Genomic DNA, 18,380 nt, shown 5'->3' with positions numbered 1-18,380 from the left:
ACGTGAGAGACGGTCGGGGATTTTGGATGCTCTCCCACCTAACCGCCCCTTGGCGGGGATCCCTCTCGCACCTCCAGCAAGCAGTGGCACACTATTGCCTATGCGGAACCTCATCTGGGTGGCGTTTACGGAGCCCGTATCGCCGGGCCTGGTCTTTCCGCGCAGCGATTGGCCGCTGCATATCACGCTGTTAAGGTTCGACGTCGGAACTGAGGCGGGTGCCGACGTCGCCGATGTCCTTGCGGACCTGGCCGAAGCGCCTGTCAAGGGCGCACTGGGGACCCAGCTGACAGTGGGCGACGAGGCGGGCTTCGGGCACATGGGCTCCATCCCGGTCAGCCTGATCGACCACAACCCGCTGCTTCAGGGACTGCACGAAGAGATTGTCGAGGCCGCGAACAGCGTAGGTGGCCGGATCGCCACGCCCAACTACGTCCTTGACCACTACCGCCCGCACATCTCGCACCACGACGGCAAGCGCCCAAAGTCCGGAGACGTCGTCGTGCTTGATCAAGTAGCGCTGGTGGACATGGCCCCGGAAGGCGACCACACCATCCGCCGCATCCTCAGGCTCTGGACCCGCGAGGCCCAGGAGCCCGAGGAAAGGCAATCTGCCTAGGCGATGACTCCGTCTACCAACGCCTTGGCCTCCTGCTGGACCTGTGCCAGGTGGTCCGCGCCCTTGAAGGACTCGGCGTAGATCTTGTAGACGTCCTCGGTGCCGGAGGGGCGGGCTGCAAACCACGCGTTCTCTGTGACAACCTTCAAGCCGCCGATCGAAGCGCCGTTGCCCGGAGCCTCCGTGAGCTTGGCGGTAATTTCCTCGCCGGCAAGGGACGTAGCTGTGACATCGGCAGCGGAGAGCTTGCCCAGCTTGGACTTCTGCTCACGTGTGGCGGCGGCGTCGATGCGGGCGTAGACGGGGGCGCCGAACTGATCGGTAAGGCCCTTGTACAGCTGTGAAGGAGAGGACCCCGTCACTGCCGTGATTTCCGAAGCCAGGAGGGCAAGCAGGATGCCGTCCTTGTCCGTGGTCCAAACGCTGCCATCGAGCTTGTTGAAGGACGCTCCAGCTGACTCCTCGCCACCGAAAGCACCTTCGCCGGAGAGCAGGCCAGGCACGAACCACTTGAAGCCGACGGGCACCTCAACGAGCTTCCGGCCAAGGCCAGCGGCTACACGGTCGATGATGGAGGACGAAACCAGCGTCTTGCCCACTACGGAATCCGGGTTCCAGCCGCTGCGGTTCCGGTACAGGTAGTCGATGGCGACGGCGAGGTAGTGGTTCGGGTTCATCAGCCCGCCATCAGGGGTCACGATGCCGTGGCGGTCGGCGTCGGCGTCGTTACCGGTGGCGACGTCGTAGGCCGAGGTGCCGTCAGCGCCCACGGACATCCGCTTGATCAGCGATGCCATGGCCGACGGCGAGGAGCAGTCCATGCGGATCTTCTCGTCCCAGTCGAGCGTCATGAAGGCCCACTGCGGATCCACGGTGGGGTTCACCACGGTGAGGTTGAGCTGGTGGCGCTCGCCGATCTCGCCCCAGTAATCCACGGAGGCACCGCCCATGGGGTCGGCACCGATGCGGACGCCGGCGTCGCGGATGGCATTGAGGTTCAGCACGGACGGGAGGTCGTCCACGTAGCTGCTGAGGAAGTCGAACTTGCCGGTGGTGTCGGCGGCCAGGGCATCGTTCAGCGGTATCCGCTTGACGCCGCGCAGCCCATTCTCGAGCAACTGGTTGGCGCGATCGGCAATCCAGCCGGTTGCGTCCGTGTCTGCCGGGCCACCGTGCGGGGGGTTGTACTTGAAGCCGCCATCGCCGGGAGGGTTGTGGCTGGGGGTAACAACAATGCCATCCGCCTGCGGAGTGCCGGGTGCGGCTTCGCGGTTGTACTTGAGGATCGCGTGGCTCAGGGCCGGAGTGGGCGTATATGCGTGGCGGGCATCCACCAGGACCGTGACGCCGTTGGCTGCCAGTACTTCAAGGGCTGAGTTCTGCGCCGGCTCACTCAGGGCGTGCGTGTCGCGCCCGATGAACAGGGGACCGGTGATCCCTTGGCGGCCACGGTACTCAACGATTGCCTGCGTGATCGCAAGGATATGCGGCTCGTTGAAGGACGCCTTCAAACTGGAACCGCGGTGCCCCGACGTTCCAAATGCCACGCGCTGCGCGGGATCGCCCAAGTCCGGAGCTACGTCGAAATACGCGTCCAGCAGGGCTGTGATGTCAACAAGGTCCTGGGGAAGGGCAACTGTGCCCGCTCGGCTAGCCATGGGGTCCAGCATGCCAGACCAAGGGGCCTGCTGACACGAAATGTCCGTGATCCGGCCCCTGTGACGCCGAATGGCGGACTTCTTTGGACGATATCGCCCGCAATCACCTAAAGGTTCACGCCGCGTTTACCATCAGTGACCTTAGTGACTGATTCCGGCCGGCAACGGCTTGCCGCCACAACGCGCACTACCTTATATGCGGCCCCGGACGGCGGTAGTGTTGGGAGCAAAGACCACTTTCAGGGGGATTCCTATGTCAGATCAGCCAGCCAAGGGCAACGAGGACAAGCCGGCAGGCTACGAACCGCCGCAGTACGTTCCGCCTGCCCAGTTCAGCGCACCCGAGCAGAGCCCAGCGGCCCCGGGCGCTCCTGTCCCGCCGTCGTTCGAGCCGCCCACCCAGTCGTTCGACCAGGGCAACGCCACGCAGCCAATTCCGCCGTACGAGCAGAGCTCCAATGGCCAGCCGAATGCTTACGGCCAGCCGGCCGGCCAGAACGCCTACACCCCGGGCGACTACAGCCAGCAGCCCCCATCGCCTTACGGCCAGCCGCCAAGCCCGTACCAGCAGCAGGCTTTCGGCCAGCAGCCCTACGGCCAACCGCAGTCCCCGTATGGCCAGCCCGCCTATTACGCCATGCCCACACAGCCCAAGGGCCTGAGCATCGCCAGCATGGTGTGCGGTATTTCCATTTACGTTGGCTTCGGGTTCATCATCCTCCCGCAGATTGCGGCCGTGATTCTGGGCCACCTCGCGCTGAAGCGCGAACCCGCGGGCAAGGGCATGGCGATCGCCGGCCTGGTGATGGGGTACCTCGGCATTGCTGCCACGGTGATCATCGGGATCTTCTTCATCGCGGCGATTGGTGCCGCGAGCAGCAGCTACAACTACTGACAAACGCACGACGACGCCCCTTGCGTCAGGTGGGATGCCCGCCTGACGCAAGGGGCGTCGTCGTTGTTCAATGCTGCCGTCGTTGGGCGATGGCCTTAGCGCACGCCGCCCATCAACTTCTTGATCGCGGGCGTTGCCGCAGCCAAGCCAATGGCCAGGACCACTGCCACGCCGCCGATGCCCAGGAAGTACGGGAGCTCGTCCTTGGGGTTGTAGAGCCCTGCGAGGATGCCGGCAAGCGTGGTGCCAAGCGAGACGGACAGGAAGAACAACGCCACCATCTGCGTGTGGAAGGCCTGCGGGGCGAGCTTGGTGCTCACGGAGAGGCCGATGGGGGAGAGGAACAGTTCGGCCAACGTGAAGAGGAACAGGATCCCCACCAGTGCCAGCAGCGGCGTCTTGCCTTCACCGGCAAGCGGAATGAAGGCCAGGAACGCCAAGCCCATGATGAGCAGGCCCGCGGAGAACTTCAGTGGAGAACTCGGCTGCCTTGAGCCCAGCTTGGTCCACAGTGCTGCCATGACGCCCGCGAAGATGATGATGAACACCGGGTTGATGGACTGGACCCAGGCTGCCGGCATTTCCCAGCCGAACAGGTTGCGGTCCAGCTTCTCTTGCGAGTACACGGCGATGAATGTGAACTGCTGCTGGAACAGTGCCCAGAAAGCCGCTGACGCGATGTACAGGGGAATGAAGGCGACCACGCGCTTGCGCTCCACGCCTGTAACCAACGGGCTGCGGAAAATCAGGAACAGGTAGATCACCGAGGCAGCGATGGCAGCGTACGCCATGCTGCGGGCGAGGTTGTTGGCGTTGACCAAGCCAGTGCCCAGCAAAACGCCGATGACGATCAGGATGCCCAGGAAAATGAGCCCGTAGCGGGTCCGGTCCTTGGCAGGCAGCGGGTTGGGCACTCGGTGCGCTTCCTCGGGGAGCCTTTTGCGGCCCAGCGAGTAGATGACCAGGCCGATAGCCATGCCCACGGCCGCGGCTCCGAAGCCAACGTGGAAGCCGAAGCTCGTCTGGAGGAAACCGGTGACCAGCGGGCCGATGAGGCCACCGATGTTGATGCCCATGTAGAAGATGGAGAAACCGGCGTCGCGGCGTTCATCCTTCTCGCCGTACAGGCTGCCAACCAGCGCCGTTGCGTTCGCCTTCAGGCCGCCGGAACCGACGCCCACCAGCACCAGGCCCGCAATCAGGCCCGGAATTCCGGGGAGGAGTGCCAGGGCGATGTGGCCGGCCATGATCATGATCGCTGAGCCGAAAAGGACTTTCTCTGAACCGAAGAGACGGTCGGCGAGCCAGGCGCCCAGGATCGTCGACAGGTAGACCCCGCCACCGTACGCGCCCACCAAACCAGCGGCGAGCCCCTGGTCGATCGCCAGGCCGCCCTGTTCGGCAGTGAAGTACATGTAGTAAAGCAGGATGCCCTGCATGCCGTAGAAGGAGAATCGCTCCCACATTTCCACGGAGAAGAGGCTGGCCAACATCTTTGGGTGGCCGAAAAATGACGTATCGCCCGCTGGCTTTGCGGACTCAGCCGTGGTTTGGGGTGTGCTCATTTTCTTAATGCTGGCACTGACTGCGGGCATTGTCACATCGATCAATGCCTCAGGCAACCACTATCCGTATGCTAGACAGGCGCAATCGCGGGTTCCAAAGAGCCGGCCAGCTGCAGGAGTTTCAGCTCGGAACCCGCTGGGCCAATGAGCTGGATTCCCATGGGCAAGCCGGTGGCCGTCCTGTGAACGGGAATGCTGATGGCGGGCTGCCCGCACACGTTGACCATGGACGACCACGGGGCGTACTGGCATTGCCGTTTGTAATCCTCGTCCGCGTCGCCCGCCCACTCGCTCGGCCACGGCTCGCCGCTGTGCCCTCCGCCCGTGAACCAGCCGATAGGCCGGGGCGTTTGCGCCAGGGTGGGCATCAGGATGAGGTCCCACTCCGCATATTGGGCGATCGTGTCATGTTCGAACTGCCGCAGGAATCCCAAGGCCTCACTGACCTTCAGCGCACTGCGCTGTTGCGCCCGGCGCCTGAATGTCCTGGTCAGTGGCGTCAGCAGGGGCTCGCGTTGGGGTGCTATCCGGGCACTTCCGACGCCGGCAGTCCAGGCCGCGGTGAACGCTTCCGGATAGCGGTTGTCATAGCGGATGTCCGCTTCACCTACGCTGTGGCCGGCCTGTTCCAGTAGCTTTGCCCCCAGTTCAAGGGCGTCCAGTGCTTCCTGTTCGATCTCAAAAGGGTAGGCACCGGTCCATGGACTGTCCAGGCTCACACCGATTCGCATGGGATCCGGCGCCCGCCCAACATTGGCGAGGAATCCGCCGTCGGGCGCTTGGCTCCGGGGGACCAGCCCGTCCATGAGCAGCGCAGCGTCGGCAGCGTTGCGTGCGAGTGGTCCGGCGACCACCAACTTTGCGGTATCGCCGGCGCTTGTACCGGAAGGCACCACACCCCGACCCGGCTTGAGCCCAAGCAGTCCGCAGGCGCCCGCAGGTATCCGGATTGACCCGCCGCCGTCGGTCCCGGGAGCGAAGGGGACGAGCCCAGCGGCGACAGCCGCCGCGCTGCCTCCCGAGGAGCCGCCGGAGCTTCGTCCAGGTGCGTGCGGATTGCGCGACGGCGGTGCAACGCGGTTTTCGCTGTAGGCCGTCAGCCCGAATTCCGGCACCTGGGTCTTGCCCAACGAGATCACGCCCTGCGCCTTCAGGGTTGCGGCGAGGGCTCCGTCCTCCGGTGCCGGTTTGTGTTCCAACGCTGCGCTGCCGTGGGTCGTCGGGACGCCGGCGACGTCCGTGAGGTCCTTGAAGGCAGTGGGCAGGCCGTGCAGCAGGGGCAGCTGTTCCAGGCGCCCTTCCCGGAGCAGTCGGGCATGGAGGGCATCGGCGGCTTTGGCATCGAGTAGAGCTTGATCGGCAGTGACTGTGACGAAGGCGCCAAGTCTCTGGTTTCGGTCCTCGATCGCGGACACGAAATGCTCCGCTGCCTCGCGGGCCGAGAGTTCCCCGGAGGCCAGGGCATCGCGGAGCTGGACGGCGGTCAGCCGGGAGAGCTCCTGCGTTGAAGGATCAGCCTGCCTTGAAGGATCAGCCAAGGAAACGTGACTCCAACCGCTCTTCCACGGCAACAGCATCCACGCTCTCGCCGGCACCTGGAGTCACTCGGAAGGCGGCCTTGTTCTTGATCTCGGAGACCACTTCCACCAGTTCCGTGCCCCGGTAAACCAGCCCCACGCCACCCTCCCAGGCTTTGCGCAGGATCCGGTCCAGCCCGTGGGCGCGCCAAACGGCCAGCAGGTTCACCACCGAGCCGCCGTTGACCCACACCACGTCCTGCTCCAGAAGGTGGGCTTCGGGATCCTCGATGTTTGGCATGGTGAAGAGGTTGAGGTGGCTGAAGTCGAACCCGGCAATGCGTGCGGCCTGGTCCATTTCCGCAGCCCACCAACGCTGGTCCCCGGACGCCGTGCCGATGTGTGTCACCTTTGGTGCACGGCCGGTTACTCCGGACAGTTCCACGGCGTAGTGCATCAGGTGGTTGAACTCGATCCTGGTCCTTTCGCCCGGCTTGTAACCGCCGGATGTAGCCAGGATCGTGGGTTGCCCAGCAGCCATGGGGTGCTCCTAGAAGCTGTTCTCGGGAATGTGCTTGGAACCCAGTCTTAACGCCATGGCTCCCGGGCGCAAGCGAGGCCTCCCGCCGCGTTACCGCGGCAACTTCCTGCGACTAGGCTGGATGCTGACCTTAATCGATGGGAAGGATCCACCATGAGCGACTTCGATACCGTGCCTGTGGGCGACATTCCGGCCGACGCCAGCATCCTGGACGTCCGCGAAGACTACGAGTGGGTGGCCGGTCACGCTGAAGGCGCACGGCACATCCCCATGGATCAACTCCCCGCGCGCCTGGACGAGCTTGATCCGGACGAGGACTTCTTCGTTATCTGCCGCACCGGTGGCCGCTCGTTCCGTGCGGTCCAGTGGCTGGTGGGCCAGGGCTACTCGGCCGTGAACGTGGCCGGGGGCATGGACATGTGGTTTGAAGCGGGCAAGCCGATGGTCTCCGACAACGGCCTCAAGCCGGTTGTCCTGTAGCTCCAATCCACGTATATAACCAGCAAGGAATACTCGATGTCAGCAGCCACCTATACCTTCCTCGGACCTGAAGGCACGTTCACCGAAGCGGCCCTCCTGCAGGTTCCGGGTGCTGCTGATGCACGCCGCATTCCCTGCTCCAACGTCAATACGGCGTTGGAGCGGGTCCGTCTCGGTGAGGCAGACGCCGCCATGGTTCCCATCGAAAACTCGGTGGAGGGCGGGGTTACTGCCACTCTGGATGCGATCGCCACGGGCCAGGAGCTGCGGATCCTCCGTGAGGCCCTGGTGCCCATCACCTTCGTGCTTGTGGCGCGTCCCGGCGTCGGGCTTTCCGACATCAAACGCATCTCTACGCACGGCCATGCCTGGGCGCAGTGCCGGTTGTGGATTGACGCCCACTTGCCCGGAGTGGACTACGTTCCGGGCTCATCCACGGCGGCAGCAGCCATGGGACTCCTGGACGAGGACGCCCCTTACGAGGCCGCCATCTGCGGTCCCTTGGTGGCCGCGGGACAGGCAGGGCTCAACGTCCTGGCCGAGGATATCGGCGACAATCCTGACGCCGTCACCCGATTCATCCTGGTGGGCCGTCCGGGCACGTTGCCGGAACGCACGGGTGCCGACAAGACCACGGTTGTTGTTCCGCTGCCCGAGGACCACCCGGGCGCACTCATGGAGATCCTGGACCAGTTCGCGTCCCGGGGCGTGAACCTCAGCCGCATCGAATCGCGGCCCACCGGACAGTACCTCGGCCACTATTTCTTCAGCATCGATGCCGATGGCCACGCCACCGATTCCCGCGTTGCCGACGCACTGGCGGGCTTGCACCGGATCAGCCCCGCAACGCGTTTCCTCGGCTCCTACGCCCGTGCCGATAAGCAGCCGGCCGTGGTTGCTCCGCACACCTCGGACGCCGCTTTCGCCTCGGCACATGCTTGGGTGGACGGGATCCTGAAGGGCCGATAGCCGCTGTCCACAGGGCAGGGCGGGGCTACTTTCGCATGAATGCTTCTGTGCGTATGCTTGCTTGATCCACAAACGATGGATGAATGCGTCAACGAAAGGAGCGGTCATGTCTGTACACCGGGATGACAAAGACGGCCAGGGCATGATCGTCAATCCGAAGCCCACAGGCGAAAACCAGGACGACTGGAATGGCGATGAAGCCGATCGGGCAGACCGGCTGCGCTTTGAAGAAGAACAAGCCATGATCAAGGAGCAGGCCGAGGCGCGCGCAGCCGCCAAGGCTGCAACCGAGGAAGCCGAAAAGAACGCTGCAAAGCCGGACGCCGGCTCGGTTTAGGCGGTCTTCGCCTTCGGGACCCGGACCAAAAGGGACCCTGGCTCCACCTGTACGGTGACCGTTGTCGCTTCACCTGACGGATCGCCGTCGAGCTGTGTCGCCATCGGTTCTTGGCTGCGGATTACCACTTTTCCGGACCGGTAAAAGCTCATCATGGGCAGGTTCCTGTTGTGCTTGAACAGGATCTTCGCGTACATCGCGAGCCAGCCGAACGCGCTGCGGGGGCTCATCACCACGATGTCCAGCATCCCGTCGTCGATCATCGCCTGCGGGATAAAGTCGATGCCGCCGGGAATCAGGCCACAGTTGGCGAACAGGACGCTGCGGATCTTCCGCGCCTGCTCGGGCTGGTCATCCATGGTGATCGTGACGCGCTTCCGCCGGCCAGGCAGGTGCCGGACACCGGCCTCCGTGTAGGCGAGCCAGCCAACGCTCTTCTTGAGGTCTTCCTTGGTATCGCCAACAACCTCGGCGTCCAGGCCCATGCCTGCGATGACCAGGAAAGTGTGTTCCTCGGTGGTTCCAGTGGTGTCGTTCTCAATCCCCATGGTGGCGGTGTCGATGTAGCGCTGGTGGCCGAACAGTGCTGTCTGGATGCAATCGGCAAGGTTCGTGACATCCAGGTCCACGTTGCGGGCCAGGAGGTTTCCAGTGCCCAGCGGGACCAGGCCCATGGCTACGTTCTTGTGCGCCAGCGACTCAGCCACAACGCGCACCGTACCGTCGCCACCGCACGCCAGAACGACGTCGGCCCCGTACGCCAAAGCCTGGCGCGACTGGCCGTAACCGGGATCTTCCACGGTGGTCTCGAAGAACTTCGGCGCGTCCCAGCCTGCAAGATCGCACGCTTCAATGATTGCCTGGCGGGCTACCGCGGCGTTGTTTTTCACGGGATTGAGGATCACGGCGACCCTCTGATCTCCAGGGACTGGCTTATGGGAGTCCTCCCGCACCGCGCTCCTGATGTGCCGTGCTTTCAATCGGCGCACGCCCCACCAGCTCGAGACGGCAAATGCCACGCCCCCAGCAAGAATCACATACAGGATCCAGTCGTTCATTGTGCTCCAACACTATTCGATACTCTTGTCTGGTGATCGACGTAAAAGACCTCAGCGAAAATCCGGACAAGTTCCGTGCCAGCCAGCGCGCCCGTGGCGCCGACGAGTCCGTCGTGGACGCGATCATCTCCGCTGACTCCGACCGCCGTGCTGCGCTGATCCGCCACGAGACCCTGCGCGCAGAGCAGAACGCGTTCGGCAAAAAGGTGGCCCAGGCCAAGGGCGAGGAGAAGCAGGCCCTGCTTGCCGAGGTCAAAGAACTGGCCAATTCGGTGAAGGCTGCGTCCGCCGAGGCCACAGCTGCACAGGCCAAGCAGGACGAATTGCTGCGCGTTATTCCCAACCTCGTTGTTGACGGTGTTCCGGAAGGCGGCGAAGACGACTATGTTGTGGTCAAGACCGTGGGGACGCCGCGGGAGTTCACGGATTTTGAGCCCAAGGACCACCTGGAAATCGGCGAATTGATCGGTGCGATCGACATGGAGCGCGGCGCCAAGGTCTCCGGCTCACGCTTTTACTTCCTCCGCGGCGTGGGCGCCCGGTTGGAAATGGCGCTGCTGCAGATGGCCATGGAACAGGCCATCGACGCCGGCTTCGTGCCCATGATCACGCCCACTTTGGTACGTCCCGAGACCATGCAGGGCACCGGTTTCGATGTGAAGCACGACGCCGAGATCTACCGTCTCGCTGAAGACGATCTTTACCTTGTGGGAACCTCGGAGGTGGCTCTCGCGGGCTACCACGCCGATGAAATCCTGGATCTCTCCACCGGTCCCATCCGCTACGCCGGACAAAGCTCCTGCTACCGCCGCGAGGCCGGCTCGCACGGCAAGGACACCCGCGGCATCATCCGCGTGCACCAGTTCAACAAGGTGGAGATGTTCATCTACACCACAGTTGAAGAAGCTGCTGCCGAACACGAGCGCCTGCTCGCCTGGGAAGAGGAGATGCTGGCCAAGTGCGAGCTTCCCTACCGCGTCATTGACACCGCGGCCGGCGATCTTGGCATGTCCGCAGCCCGCAAGTTCGACTGCGAAGCGTGGGTTCCCACCCAGAACGCCTACCGCGAGCTCACATCGACCTCCAACTGCACCACCTTCCAGGCGCGCCGCCTCAACATCCGCGAACGCGTGGTCAACGAAGAAGGTGTTGCCAAGGGCACCCGTGCAGTAGCAACGCTGAACGGCACCCTGGCCACCACGCGCTGGATCGTGGCCATCCTCGAGCACCACCAGAACCCGGATGGCTCCGTCAACGTTCCCAAGGCACTGCAGAAGTACCTTGGCGGCCTTGAGGTTTTGCCGGTTCTCTAGCGGGGTTTGCGGGCCAGGACGATCAACTCTCCCTGGCCGCTGCCCACGCTTTCGCCGGCCCAGCCTCCGTGGACGCCTTCCACGGTGAATCCCGCTGCGCCCAGATCCTGGCGCAGTCGCGCCTCCGTGCGGAACGCAAGCACTGAGGTCTCTGTCTCGACGCTACTTTCATCATGGACGCGGTATTCCGTGAGGGTAACGACTCCCGCGGCGGGCTGATGACTGTCCATCCACGTTTCCACCGCGGTGCCGTCGGGAAGGATGTGTCGGCGCTGCGTCGCCGTCGGGGTCCAACGTTCCCAAGCCCGGGCTGCGGGGTCGCGGGAATCGAAGGCCAAACGGCCGCCGGGTGCCAGCGCCCGGTGTATGTCGGCAAGCGTGCGGGACCATTCGCCGTCGTCGTGAATTGCCTGGGCGACGTGCGCCGTCATGATGGCGACGTCGAAAACCTCACTCTTCGGGATCCGGGTCGATGTACCTTCGACCCACGTGACAGCTTCCGCGCCACGCTTTCCTCGGGCGGCCGCCAGGGAACCGGGATTCGGGTCGATGCCCACCACACTGTGCCCATGGGCAGCCAGCGCCAGGCTGATCCTGCCGGTACCGCAGCCGAGATCCAGTACCCGGCTGTTCGGCCACTCATTCACGAACCCAAGGAAGAAGTCGTCGTCCTCTGCCCATTGGTTCTCCACGTCGTACAGCGCTGAGAGTTGGGCGGGGCTCAATTCCGGGGGCATCCGCCCACCCTACCCGCGGGCACAAAAAAGGAAGGGAATTATCCCTTCCATATTCAATTTATAACCCACCCGGGGGCTTGCGGCAAGGCCCCCCTGGTGCCGAACAATTGATCCTCGAACCCCATCACCAATGTAAAAAGGGAGTCGTGGGATGCCTGAAATCAATCGCCTTGGAACAAGTGCTTTTGCCTTGCCAGAGCATTTGGAGCGCAAAGCCAATCCGAAGCTGATCCGTTCCGACGAGCGGCAGTTCGACGCCATTGCCACAAGCTTGGCCGAATCGATCGCCGAGCTGTCGGCCCGGCTGGACGTAACCCGCAAGCAACCCGGTGGCCGCGGCCAGGCCGCCCTGGACCGCGACCAGGAAATCCACAGGCTCACTTCGCGGCTGCGGGCACTCCGTCGTTTCGGGCTGGACCTCTGCCTGGGCCGGATGGTGACAGTGGGGAACCCTGAGCCTGTCTATGTGGGAAGGCTGGGCCTCACGGACAGCCAAGGGAAGAGGCTCCTGATCGACTGACGGTCGCCCGCTGCCGAACCCTTCTTCGGAGCTACGCATGCAAACCCCATGGGCCTGGAGAGCCGGCGAAGGTATCGCTGGACCCGTGGTCGCGTGACGGACTATTGGGACGAAGTCTTCACGCCCGACGGGATGGCAGGAAACGCCGCGCTTGATGACCAGTCCGCGTTTATCGCAAGCCTGGGGAGCAGCCGATCTCCCCGAATGCGTGATGTTTTGGGAACCATCCAGGCCGATCAGGACAGGATCATTCGCGCCGGCTCGCGTGGGGCATTGGTGGTCGACGGCGGTCCCGGTACAGGTAAGACCGTGGTCGCCTTGCACCGCACGGCTTATCTGCTCTATTCGGATCCCCGGCTCAGCCACCGAAACAATCACAGGCGCAGCGACGTCCTGTTCGTCGGTCCGCACCAGCCGTATCTGGCGTATGTGGCCGATGTCCTTCCAAGCCTGGGGGAGGAAGGTGTGCAGACCTGCACCCTGCGGGACCTTGTCCCCGAAGGTGCCGCTGCCGCCGTCGAACGTGATCCTGAGGTGACCCGGCTGAAATCGTCCGTCGAGATGGTCAAGGCCATAGAACGCGGTGTGAGGTTCTACGAAGAGCCGCCAGCGGAGGGCATGGAGGTCGAGACGCCGTATGCCGATATCTGGCTTGGCAGCGACGATTGGGCCGAGGCCTTTGACGCCGCGGAACCGGGAACGCCGCACAACGAGGCCAGGGATGACGTCTGGGATGCGTTGCTTGCCATTTTGGCGGACAAGCTGGAGGAACATGATGTGCCGGAGGGCTTGCGGCGAAGGTCGTTGAGCCAGAGTGCGGAGCTGCAATCGGCGTTCAACAGGGCGTGGCCTTTGCTTGATTATGCGGCGCTGGTGGCGGATTTGTGGCGGGTTCCGGCTTACCTCCAGTTGTGCGCTCCTCATTTGCTCGACGGCGAGAGGGCCATGCTGCGTCGCGAAAACCCGGAGGCGTGGACCACCGCCGACCTTCCTCTTTTGGATGCGGCGAGGCTGCGCCTTGGCGATCCTGAGGCTTCGATGCGAAGGAGGAGGCGGGCGGCCACCCTGGCTGCGGAACGTGAACTCATGGACCGGGTGGTGGATGACCTCATTGCCGCCGACGACTCCGAGAACCTGGAAATGTACATGCTGCGCGGCGATGACATGAGGGACAAGCTCGTGGACGAAGATGCTGTGGAACCGGTGGATCCCGATGTCCTGGCCGGACCGTTCGCCCACATCGTGGTGGATGAGGCCCAGGAGCTGACGGACGCGGAGTGGCGGATGCTGCTGTTGCGTTGCCCCTCCAAGAGCTTCACGGTGGTGGGTGACCGCGCCCAGGCCCGGCACGGGTTCACGGAGTCGTGGAATGAACGGCTGCACCGCGTGGACATGGACAACGTGGCCCTGGCCGGCCTCAGCATCAACTACCGCACCCCCGAAGAGGTCATGGTGGAAGCCGAGCCGGTGATCCGTGCCGCCCTTCCTGACGCGAACGTACCTACCTCCGTCCGCAGCAGCGGCATCCCCGTGGTCCATGGTGCGGAGCAGGATCTGGACGCGATCCTGGACACGTGGCTTGAGGCGAACAGTGAAGGAACGGCGTGCGTCATCAGCCAGCCCGCCCTGGATTTGGATATACAGCGGGACCGGGTCAGTAGGCTCACCCCGGAGTTGGCCAAGGGTCTGGAGTTCGATCTTGTGGTCCTGATCGACCCGGACGGTTTCGGCACAGGCGTCGAAGGCGCAGTGGACCGGTACGTGGCCATGACGCGGGCCACCCAGGAGCTCGCGATCCTCACCAGCGCACCTTGAGGACAGTATTCACGCTCCGTTAATCGTCCGCTGTGGCGCCGGTCCTAGTTCAGTGTCGGAGGTGTCTGGTCTACTGGAAGCATGACTATTTTGACTGATACTCCAGTTGCTGGCATCGATGACCAGCCCAACGAAAACACCAAGCTCATGATCGCCTTGGACGTCGATGGCACCCTGGTTGACCACGACGGCCACATGACCGACGAGGTCCGCTCCGCTGCCCAGGCAGTGGTGGCCAAGGGACACGACGTCATGATTGCTACGGGACGTTCCCTCAACGCGACGCTGCCCATTATCGAAAAGATCGGCATGGAGCGCGGGTACGCGGTGTGCTGCAATGGCGGCGTTACCCTTCGCCTGGACCCCGCCCTGGCGTCCGGCTACGAGATCATCCACAAGGCGACCTTCGATCCCGCTCCTGCCTTGAAGGCGCTGCGGGAGCGGCTGCCCAACGCCAAGTACGCGCTGGAGGACGAGGACGGCAACTTCCTCTCCACGGAACGCTTCCAGGACGCGAGCTTCGGCGTGGAGTCAATCGGCGTCGACTTCCAGACCATGCTCGATGCCACCGCGGTCCGCGTGGTGGTGTTCAGCAGCGAGAACACTTCGGAAGAGTTCAATGAAGCCATCCGGCACATCGGCCTCTCCGGGGTGACCTACTCGGTGGGTTGGACTGCGTGGCTGGACATTGCCGCTGAAGGCGTCACCAAGGCCAGCGCCTTGGAGGCCCTCCGCCGTCGACTTGGCACGGACCAGGCCAACACAGTGGCCGTCGGCGACGGCCGCAACGACATCGAGATGCTCACCTGGGCCGGCCGCGGCATCGCCATGGGCCAGGCTCCCGATGAGGTGCTTGCCGCTGCGGACGAGGTCACCGCGTCAGTGCTCGACGACGGCGCCGCCCTGGTTCTGCGCGGCCTGCTGTAACGAGTTCAATTCCCGGAGAACACCTCGGATTTTCATGTCGCTGTGGGCAGGGATAGGCCGATCCCGAAGCTGCGGTGTTGTTGCCGGGCAGAGTTGAGCGAAGCGGCGTGTGCGAATCGGTCAAAGATCCGGTCGCGGTCGATGCCGGATATCCCTATTCTTGCGTGCCGGCGCTCTCCCGTGCCCGGATGCGCCTGTGCTTAAGGAACTCAATGCCCCAAGGCAGCACGGAGACCATGACCATGACGATTGCTATGACGTCGATGTTCTTGGCCACGAACTCGAAATGTCCCAGCCAGGAGCCAAGCAGCGTCACCGAGACCGCCCAGAGGATCGCACCGGCGATGTTCCATACGGCAAAGGACTTGTAGTTGTAGCGCGCGATCCCCGCGCTGAGGGGGGCGAAGGTCCGCACTACGGGTACGAAGCGGGCCAGCACCAAGGCGGGGCCACCCCGGCGGGCGAAGAAGTCCTCCGCCTTTGCCAGATGGGCTGATTTCAGTACCCGGGCGTCATCGGTGAACCAGCGACGCCCGAACCGGCGACCGAGCAGGTAGCCGACTTGGTCGCCCGCGACGGCGGCCACTGTCACCACTGTTATCAACACGGGAAGCGTCAGGTTCAGTTCCTGGTGGAGCAACCCCGCTGTGAAGAGCAGCGAATCGCCGGGCAGGAACGGGAACAGCACGCCGGATTCGATGAAGATGATCAGGGCCACGATGGCCAGGGTCGCTGGGCCAAGTCCCTGCAGGAGACCGGCAGGATCAAGGAATGGCAGCAGCTCGGTGGGGCTGAGGGCCGGAGCGAGGATATGGACTTCCATCAAGGTTTCATTCATTTCTCTTTTGCGGGAATCGGGTCACCAGGGGGCGGAACCGAGCCATTACGGCAGGTCCGAGGCGGTTCCAGGACGCTGGCCGGGCATCCCCTTCTTCATGACGGAGCGCCGCCTCGAGATGGACGGCGCTCCTTCTGGACCTCCCTTGCGTGGTCCCGGCAGGTCGTCGGGTCTTGATGGTTACGAAGCCGCCCCTGAAGAGCTGGGGCTTGGGGTGGTGGTGTTCGAACCCGAATCGTCCGCGTCGCCGTCGTTACCGCCGGGTCCGTGGCCGCCTCTTCCGCCGGGGCCGCCCTGGCCCTCTTCGGTGCTGGTGACGGTGAAGTTTTCATCCAGCAGTACTGTGGCGTGGGTGCCGTCGGCCTTGGTGATGTGGGCTTCGTACGTCGCGCCGTCCGCGTCGGTCTCCATCCGCTCGATCGTGGCATCCGGTTGGGCTGCCTTCACAGCGGCCTCCACCTTTGCCGCCGTATCACCGGTCAGGATTTCCTCAGTCTTACCGTTGGCTTGATGGGGTCCGCGGGTTCCCGTTCCCGCTGTTCCGGAGCCCGTGGACGGAGCAGCCGAGCTTGAGCTGCTGCTGCCGGCATCCGCCATGGCCGGCAACGTGGCCGCGCCGATCGCACCTCCGGCAACCACAGCCGCCAGCATGATGCCAGCCGTGGCTTTGTTGATCTTTGCCATCTCCAATTACCTCCTGAATAGACCTGGCACGCAGCATTCGCGGAGTACCAGGCTGGCCGGAAGGCCATAAATCCAGACTGGCGAGGTCGGGTATGCGGCGTCTTTGGCCAGCCTGTGCCACGTCTGTGAAGCCAACTGCCCCAGGGAGTGGTTACCGGTCCTCGTAGCCAACGAAGAGGACCGCCGCACGGCTTATCAACTCGCCAAGCTGATCCAGCTCAGGCCGCTGGAGGGACGGTGAGCCTTGTGAAATCCGGTCGCCTCGCGTCGTGGGCAAGCCAAGGTTCAATTGCCCGGAGTTGGGCCATCGGAGACAAGCCGGTGTAGGCGCGTCCCGGGGTCGGTAAGTTCCGGCCCGTGCGAAAAAACCATGCGGTCGGCCCGAAGTTCATCCAGTTTCTTCAGGGACTCTTCGGCCATGGCGGCATCTGCCGTGAACTGCGAAGGGGCACGCGTTATCTCACCGGTCATGGTGCCCACCACATCTCCGGCGAAAAGGATGCTCGCTGGCTCGTGGAGGAGACTGATGTGACCCATGGTGTGCCCGGGTGTACTGATGACGCGCAGGTCGCGGACGTAGTCGTTGTCGGAGAGCGGCCGGATGGGGGCCGTCGCACGGATGCCGGAAGCGTCGGCCTGGCCAGCCCAGAGAACGGCCTGCGGGGCGTTTCGGGTGACTTCGGTCAGACCGCCTACATGGTCGGGATGGGAATGGGTGAGGATGACATCCGTGATGTCCGACCAGCCCGCCCTGGCACGTACCAAGGCGAGCTCGATCTGCGGGCTGCTTCCCTCCAGGCCCGTGTCGAGAAGGACAAGGCCACTTGGACCTGTGATCACGAAACACCGGACGTCGAAGTCGAGTTCCGAGGGTCCGGCAACACCGGCCGCCAGATGAACTTGCTGGATCACGGGCTCGACTTGGACGTGGCTCACCATGAGAGCCATGGTTCCACCGGGTGATTCATATGAAAAGGCCCGCCGCCAGCCACCGCGCGTGACGAGCCTGCTGGGCGTAGCTGTCACCAGCGGCCTTGACGCAATGCAGGACTAAGGTCTACTTGAAGTACGTCTGAACGTGCCCGCCTCCGGCCGATTCGACAATTGCCTGGGCCACCGCGCGGAGTTTGACGTTCCGGTTGCTGGAGGCCTTCTTGATGAGATCGATGGCTTCCTCCTGGGTGCAGCGGTTTTGGGCGATGATGATGCCCGTTGCCACGTCGATCACGGTGCGGGATTCCATGGCTGCCCGCAGGTTGGCGGCGGTCTGGCTGTGCTCGGCTATCAACACTGCAAGCCGGAGCCCTTTCGACGCCTGCTGCACGTAATCGTTGGCGCGCTGTACGGCGGCTTGGTCGAACGCGTTGGGATGTTCAGAGTAGAGGTTGAGGCCAGCGGTGGCCGCCTCGTCGCTGAGGGGGAACGGCACGGCCAGCACGGAACGGATTCCGTGCTCGGTGACGATCTTGTTGTACTCGGGCCAGGTGTTGTCCTTGGCGAAATCGGGTATGTGGACCTGCGTTATTTCGCGGCATGCGCGCAGGCAGGGCCCATCGGCGAAATTGTACTGGAGCTCGTCCAGCATGCGGGCGCGCTCGCCGCTGCTTGCCACGGTGCCGGCCGACCGGTGGCGCATGAGGGTGATGCCGCAGAAGACCTCGTTGCCGGGCGTGCTGAACATGGCTGCCGAGTGCCTGGCCAGTTCTTCCAGGAACGCTTCAACGTCGGGGGTATCCAGCAGCAGGTCCTGGATTTCGGCCACCACTGTGGTCGGTCCGGCGAGTTGCGGCTCTTCCATGAGGAACTCCGATCCGTGGTTGCGGCTGTTCTTCGAGACTAACCCCGCAGACCCGTTGAAAGCTAATAGTAAGTGTGCTTCTCTTTTTAAGGAGTCTTGCCGTGGGCTC

17 protein-coding genes and 1 pseudogene are annotated in these 18,380 nt (G+C 63.7%); 8 read left to right on the top strand and 10 right to left on the bottom strand.

Annotated features, from left to right (window positions below):
- Positions 1-100: 100 nt before the first annotated feature.
- A complete protein-coding gene (locus PJL15_RS11315; protein ID WP_281451241.1) occupies positions 101-619 on the top strand; it encodes a 2'-5' RNA ligase family protein in 519 nt (172 codons plus the stop codon).
- Here PJL15_RS11315 and pgm read toward each other — a convergent pair.
- Positions 616-2,277: a phosphoglucomutase (alpha-D-glucose-1,6-bisphosphate-dependent) gene (pgm, locus tag PJL15_RS11310; RefSeq protein WP_281451240.1), complete on the bottom strand. Its 1,662-nt coding sequence runs from the start codon at positions 2,275-2,277 to the stop codon at positions 616-618. The two genes, PJL15_RS11315 and pgm, sit on opposite strands and share 4 nt — an antisense overlap.
- Positions 2,278-2,530: 253 nt before the next feature.
- On the opposite strand from pgm, the gene PJL15_RS11305 reads away from it, so the two are divergent.
- Complete coding sequence (locus tag PJL15_RS11305; protein WP_281451239.1) at positions 2,531-3,172, top strand: DUF4190 domain-containing protein; 642 nt, start codon at positions 2,531-2,533, stop codon at positions 3,170-3,172.
- A 95-nt stretch (positions 3,173-3,267) separates the two neighbouring features.
- Here PJL15_RS11305 and PJL15_RS11300 read toward each other — a convergent pair whose 3' ends face one another.
- The 3 genes from PJL15_RS11300 to PJL15_RS11290 are packed head-to-tail and all read right to left on the bottom strand — an operon-like array spanning position 3,268 to position 6,795.
- The gene (locus tag PJL15_RS11300; protein WP_281451325.1) at positions 3,268-4,767 is read right to left on the bottom strand and encodes a peptide MFS transporter; all 1,500 of its coding nucleotides are present in this window, start codon (positions 4,765-4,767) and stop codon (positions 3,268-3,270) included.
- 41 nt (positions 4,768-4,808) lie between these two features.
- Positions 4,809-6,275: an amidase gene (locus PJL15_RS11295; RefSeq protein WP_281451238.1), complete on the bottom strand. Its 1,467-nt coding sequence runs from the start codon at positions 6,273-6,275 to the stop codon at positions 4,809-4,811.
- On the bottom strand, positions 6,268-6,795 hold the full coding sequence (locus PJL15_RS11290; protein WP_281451237.1) for a Type 1 glutamine amidotransferase-like domain-containing protein: 528 nt from the start codon (positions 6,793-6,795) through the stop codon (positions 6,268-6,270). Before PJL15_RS11290 ends, PJL15_RS11295 begins: the two co-directional genes overlap by 8 nt.
- A gap of 153 nt (positions 6,796-6,948) precedes the next feature.
- On the opposite strand from PJL15_RS11290, the gene PJL15_RS11285 reads away from it, so the two are divergent.
- The 3 genes from PJL15_RS11285 to PJL15_RS11275 all read left to right on the top strand — a co-directional run bounded on the left by PJL15_RS11285 (position 6,949) and on the right by PJL15_RS11275 (position 8,581).
- Entirely contained in the window at positions 6,949-7,275 is a 327-nt protein-coding gene (locus PJL15_RS11285) for a rhodanese-like domain-containing protein (RefSeq protein WP_144660051.1), read from the top strand.
- A gap of 36 nt (positions 7,276-7,311) precedes the next feature.
- Positions 7,312-8,244, top strand: coding sequence for a prephenate dehydratase (pheA, locus tag PJL15_RS11280; RefSeq protein ID WP_281451236.1), 933 nt, complete (start codon positions 7,312-7,314; stop codon positions 8,242-8,244).
- A gap of 106 nt (positions 8,245-8,350) precedes the next feature.
- Positions 8,351-8,581, top strand: coding sequence for a hypothetical protein (locus tag PJL15_RS11275; RefSeq protein ID WP_281451235.1), 231 nt, complete (start codon positions 8,351-8,353; stop codon positions 8,579-8,581).
- On the opposite strand, the gene PJL15_RS11270 is transcribed toward PJL15_RS11275, so the two are convergent.
- The gene (locus PJL15_RS11270; RefSeq protein ID WP_281451234.1) at positions 8,578-9,639 is read right to left on the bottom strand and encodes a diacylglycerol/lipid kinase family protein; all 1,062 of its coding nucleotides are present in this window, start codon (positions 9,637-9,639) and stop codon (positions 8,578-8,580) included. The two genes, PJL15_RS11275 and PJL15_RS11270, sit on opposite strands and share 4 nt — an antisense overlap.
- Before the next feature lie 32 nt (positions 9,640-9,671).
- Here PJL15_RS11270 and serS point away from each other — a divergent pair, with 32 nt between their 5' ends.
- Positions 9,672-10,952, top strand: coding sequence for a serine--tRNA ligase (serS, locus tag PJL15_RS11265; RefSeq protein ID WP_281451233.1), 1,281 nt, complete (start codon positions 9,672-9,674; stop codon positions 10,950-10,952).
- On the opposite strand, the gene PJL15_RS11260 is transcribed toward serS, so the two are convergent.
- Positions 10,949-11,689 (bottom strand): class I SAM-dependent methyltransferase, encoded by a 741-nt coding sequence (locus PJL15_RS11260; RefSeq protein WP_281451232.1) that lies wholly within the window; start codon positions 11,687-11,689, stop codon positions 10,949-10,951. The two genes, serS and PJL15_RS11260, sit on opposite strands and share 4 nt — an antisense overlap.
- Positions 11,690-11,840: 151 nt before the next feature.
- Here PJL15_RS11260 and helR point away from each other — a divergent pair.
- Both helR and PJL15_RS11250 read left to right on the top strand, forming a co-directional pair.
- Positions 11,841-14,024 (top strand): annotated as a pseudogene (helR, locus tag PJL15_RS11255) (RNA polymerase recycling motor ATPase HelR).
- An 81-nt stretch (positions 14,025-14,105) separates the two neighbouring features.
- Positions 14,106-14,951, top strand: a complete 846-nt coding sequence (locus tag PJL15_RS11250; protein ID WP_281451231.1) for an HAD family hydrolase — start codon at positions 14,106-14,108, stop codon at positions 14,949-14,951.
- Between the two features lie 154 nt (positions 14,952-15,105).
- Here the strand turns inward: PJL15_RS11250 and PJL15_RS11245 are convergent, their stop codons facing one another.
- The 4 genes from PJL15_RS11245 to PJL15_RS11230 form a co-directional block, all read right to left on the bottom strand.
- Positions 15,106-15,789, bottom strand: coding sequence for a DedA family protein (locus PJL15_RS11245; RefSeq protein ID WP_281451230.1), 684 nt, complete (start codon positions 15,787-15,789; stop codon positions 15,106-15,108).
- A gap of 180 nt (positions 15,790-15,969) precedes the next feature.
- A complete protein-coding gene (locus PJL15_RS11240) occupies positions 15,970-16,473 on the bottom strand; it encodes a hypothetical protein (protein ID WP_281451229.1) in 504 nt (167 codons plus the stop codon).
- A 285-nt stretch (positions 16,474-16,758) separates the two neighbouring features.
- Positions 16,759-17,412 carry an MBL fold metallo-hydrolase gene (locus PJL15_RS11235; protein ID WP_281451228.1) on the bottom strand — a complete coding sequence of 218 codons (654 nt, stop codon included), beginning with the start codon at positions 17,410-17,412 and terminating at the stop codon, positions 16,759-16,761.
- A 118-nt stretch (positions 17,413-17,530) separates the two neighbouring features.
- The gene (locus PJL15_RS11230) at positions 17,531-18,271 is read right to left on the bottom strand and encodes a GAF and ANTAR domain-containing protein (RefSeq protein WP_281451227.1); all 741 of its coding nucleotides are present in this window, start codon (positions 18,269-18,271) and stop codon (positions 17,531-17,533) included.
- Positions 18,272-18,380: the final 109 nt, after the last annotated feature.

This window comes from Paenarthrobacter nitroguajacolicus, assembly GCF_029952445.1.
GTDB classification, from domain to species: domain Bacteria; phylum Actinomycetota; class Actinomycetes; order Actinomycetales; family Micrococcaceae; genus Arthrobacter; species Arthrobacter nitroguajacolicus_B.
Note: the sequence above shows the minus strand (reverse complement) of the source record. Positions and strands in the feature narration are given on the sequence as shown.

Excerpts from the sequence above, each read along its gene's own strand:
- PJL15_RS11315 (WP_281451241.1), top strand. The coding sequence starts at position 101 with ATGCGGAACCTCATCTGGGTGGCGTTTACGGAGCCCGTATCGCCGGGC.
- pgm (WP_281451240.1), bottom strand. The coding sequence starts at position 2,277 with ATGGCTAGCCGAGCGGGCACAGTTGCCCTTCCCCAGGACCTTGTTGAC.
- PJL15_RS11305 (WP_281451239.1), top strand. The coding sequence starts at position 2,531 with ATGTCAGATCAGCCAGCCAAGGGCAACGAGGACAAGCCGGCAGGCTAC.
- PJL15_RS11300 (WP_281451325.1), bottom strand. The coding sequence starts at position 4,767 with ATGCCCGCAGTCAGTGCCAGCATTAAGAAAATGAGCACACCCCAAACC.
- PJL15_RS11290 (WP_281451237.1), bottom strand. The coding sequence starts at position 6,795 with ATGGCTGCTGGGCAACCCACGATCCTGGCTACATCCGGCGGTTACAAG.
- PJL15_RS11285 (WP_144660051.1), top strand. The coding sequence starts at position 6,949 with ATGAGCGACTTCGATACCGTGCCTGTGGGCGACATTCCGGCCGACGCC.
- pheA (WP_281451236.1), top strand. The coding sequence starts at position 7,312 with ATGTCAGCAGCCACCTATACCTTCCTCGGACCTGAAGGCACGTTCACC.
- PJL15_RS11275 (WP_281451235.1), top strand. The coding sequence starts at position 8,351 with ATGTCTGTACACCGGGATGACAAAGACGGCCAGGGCATGATCGTCAAT.
- PJL15_RS11270 (WP_281451234.1), bottom strand. The coding sequence starts at position 9,639 with ATGAACGACTGGATCCTGTATGTGATTCTTGCTGGGGGCGTGGCATTT.
- PJL15_RS11260 (WP_281451232.1), bottom strand. The coding sequence starts at position 11,689 with ATGCCCCCGGAATTGAGCCCCGCCCAACTCTCAGCGCTGTACGACGTG.
- PJL15_RS11250 (WP_281451231.1), top strand. The coding sequence starts at position 14,106 with ATGACTATTTTGACTGATACTCCAGTTGCTGGCATCGATGACCAGCCC.
- PJL15_RS11245 (WP_281451230.1), bottom strand. The coding sequence starts at position 15,789 with ATGAATGAAACCTTGATGGAAGTCCATATCCTCGCTCCGGCCCTCAGC.
- PJL15_RS11240 (WP_281451229.1), bottom strand. The coding sequence starts at position 16,473 with ATGGCAAAGATCAACAAAGCCACGGCTGGCATCATGCTGGCGGCTGTG.
- PJL15_RS11235 (WP_281451228.1), bottom strand. The coding sequence starts at position 17,412 with ATGGTGAGCCACGTCCAAGTCGAGCCCGTGATCCAGCAAGTTCATCTG.
- PJL15_RS11230 (WP_281451227.1), bottom strand. The coding sequence starts at position 18,271 with ATGGAAGAGCCGCAACTCGCCGGACCGACCACAGTGGTGGCCGAAATC.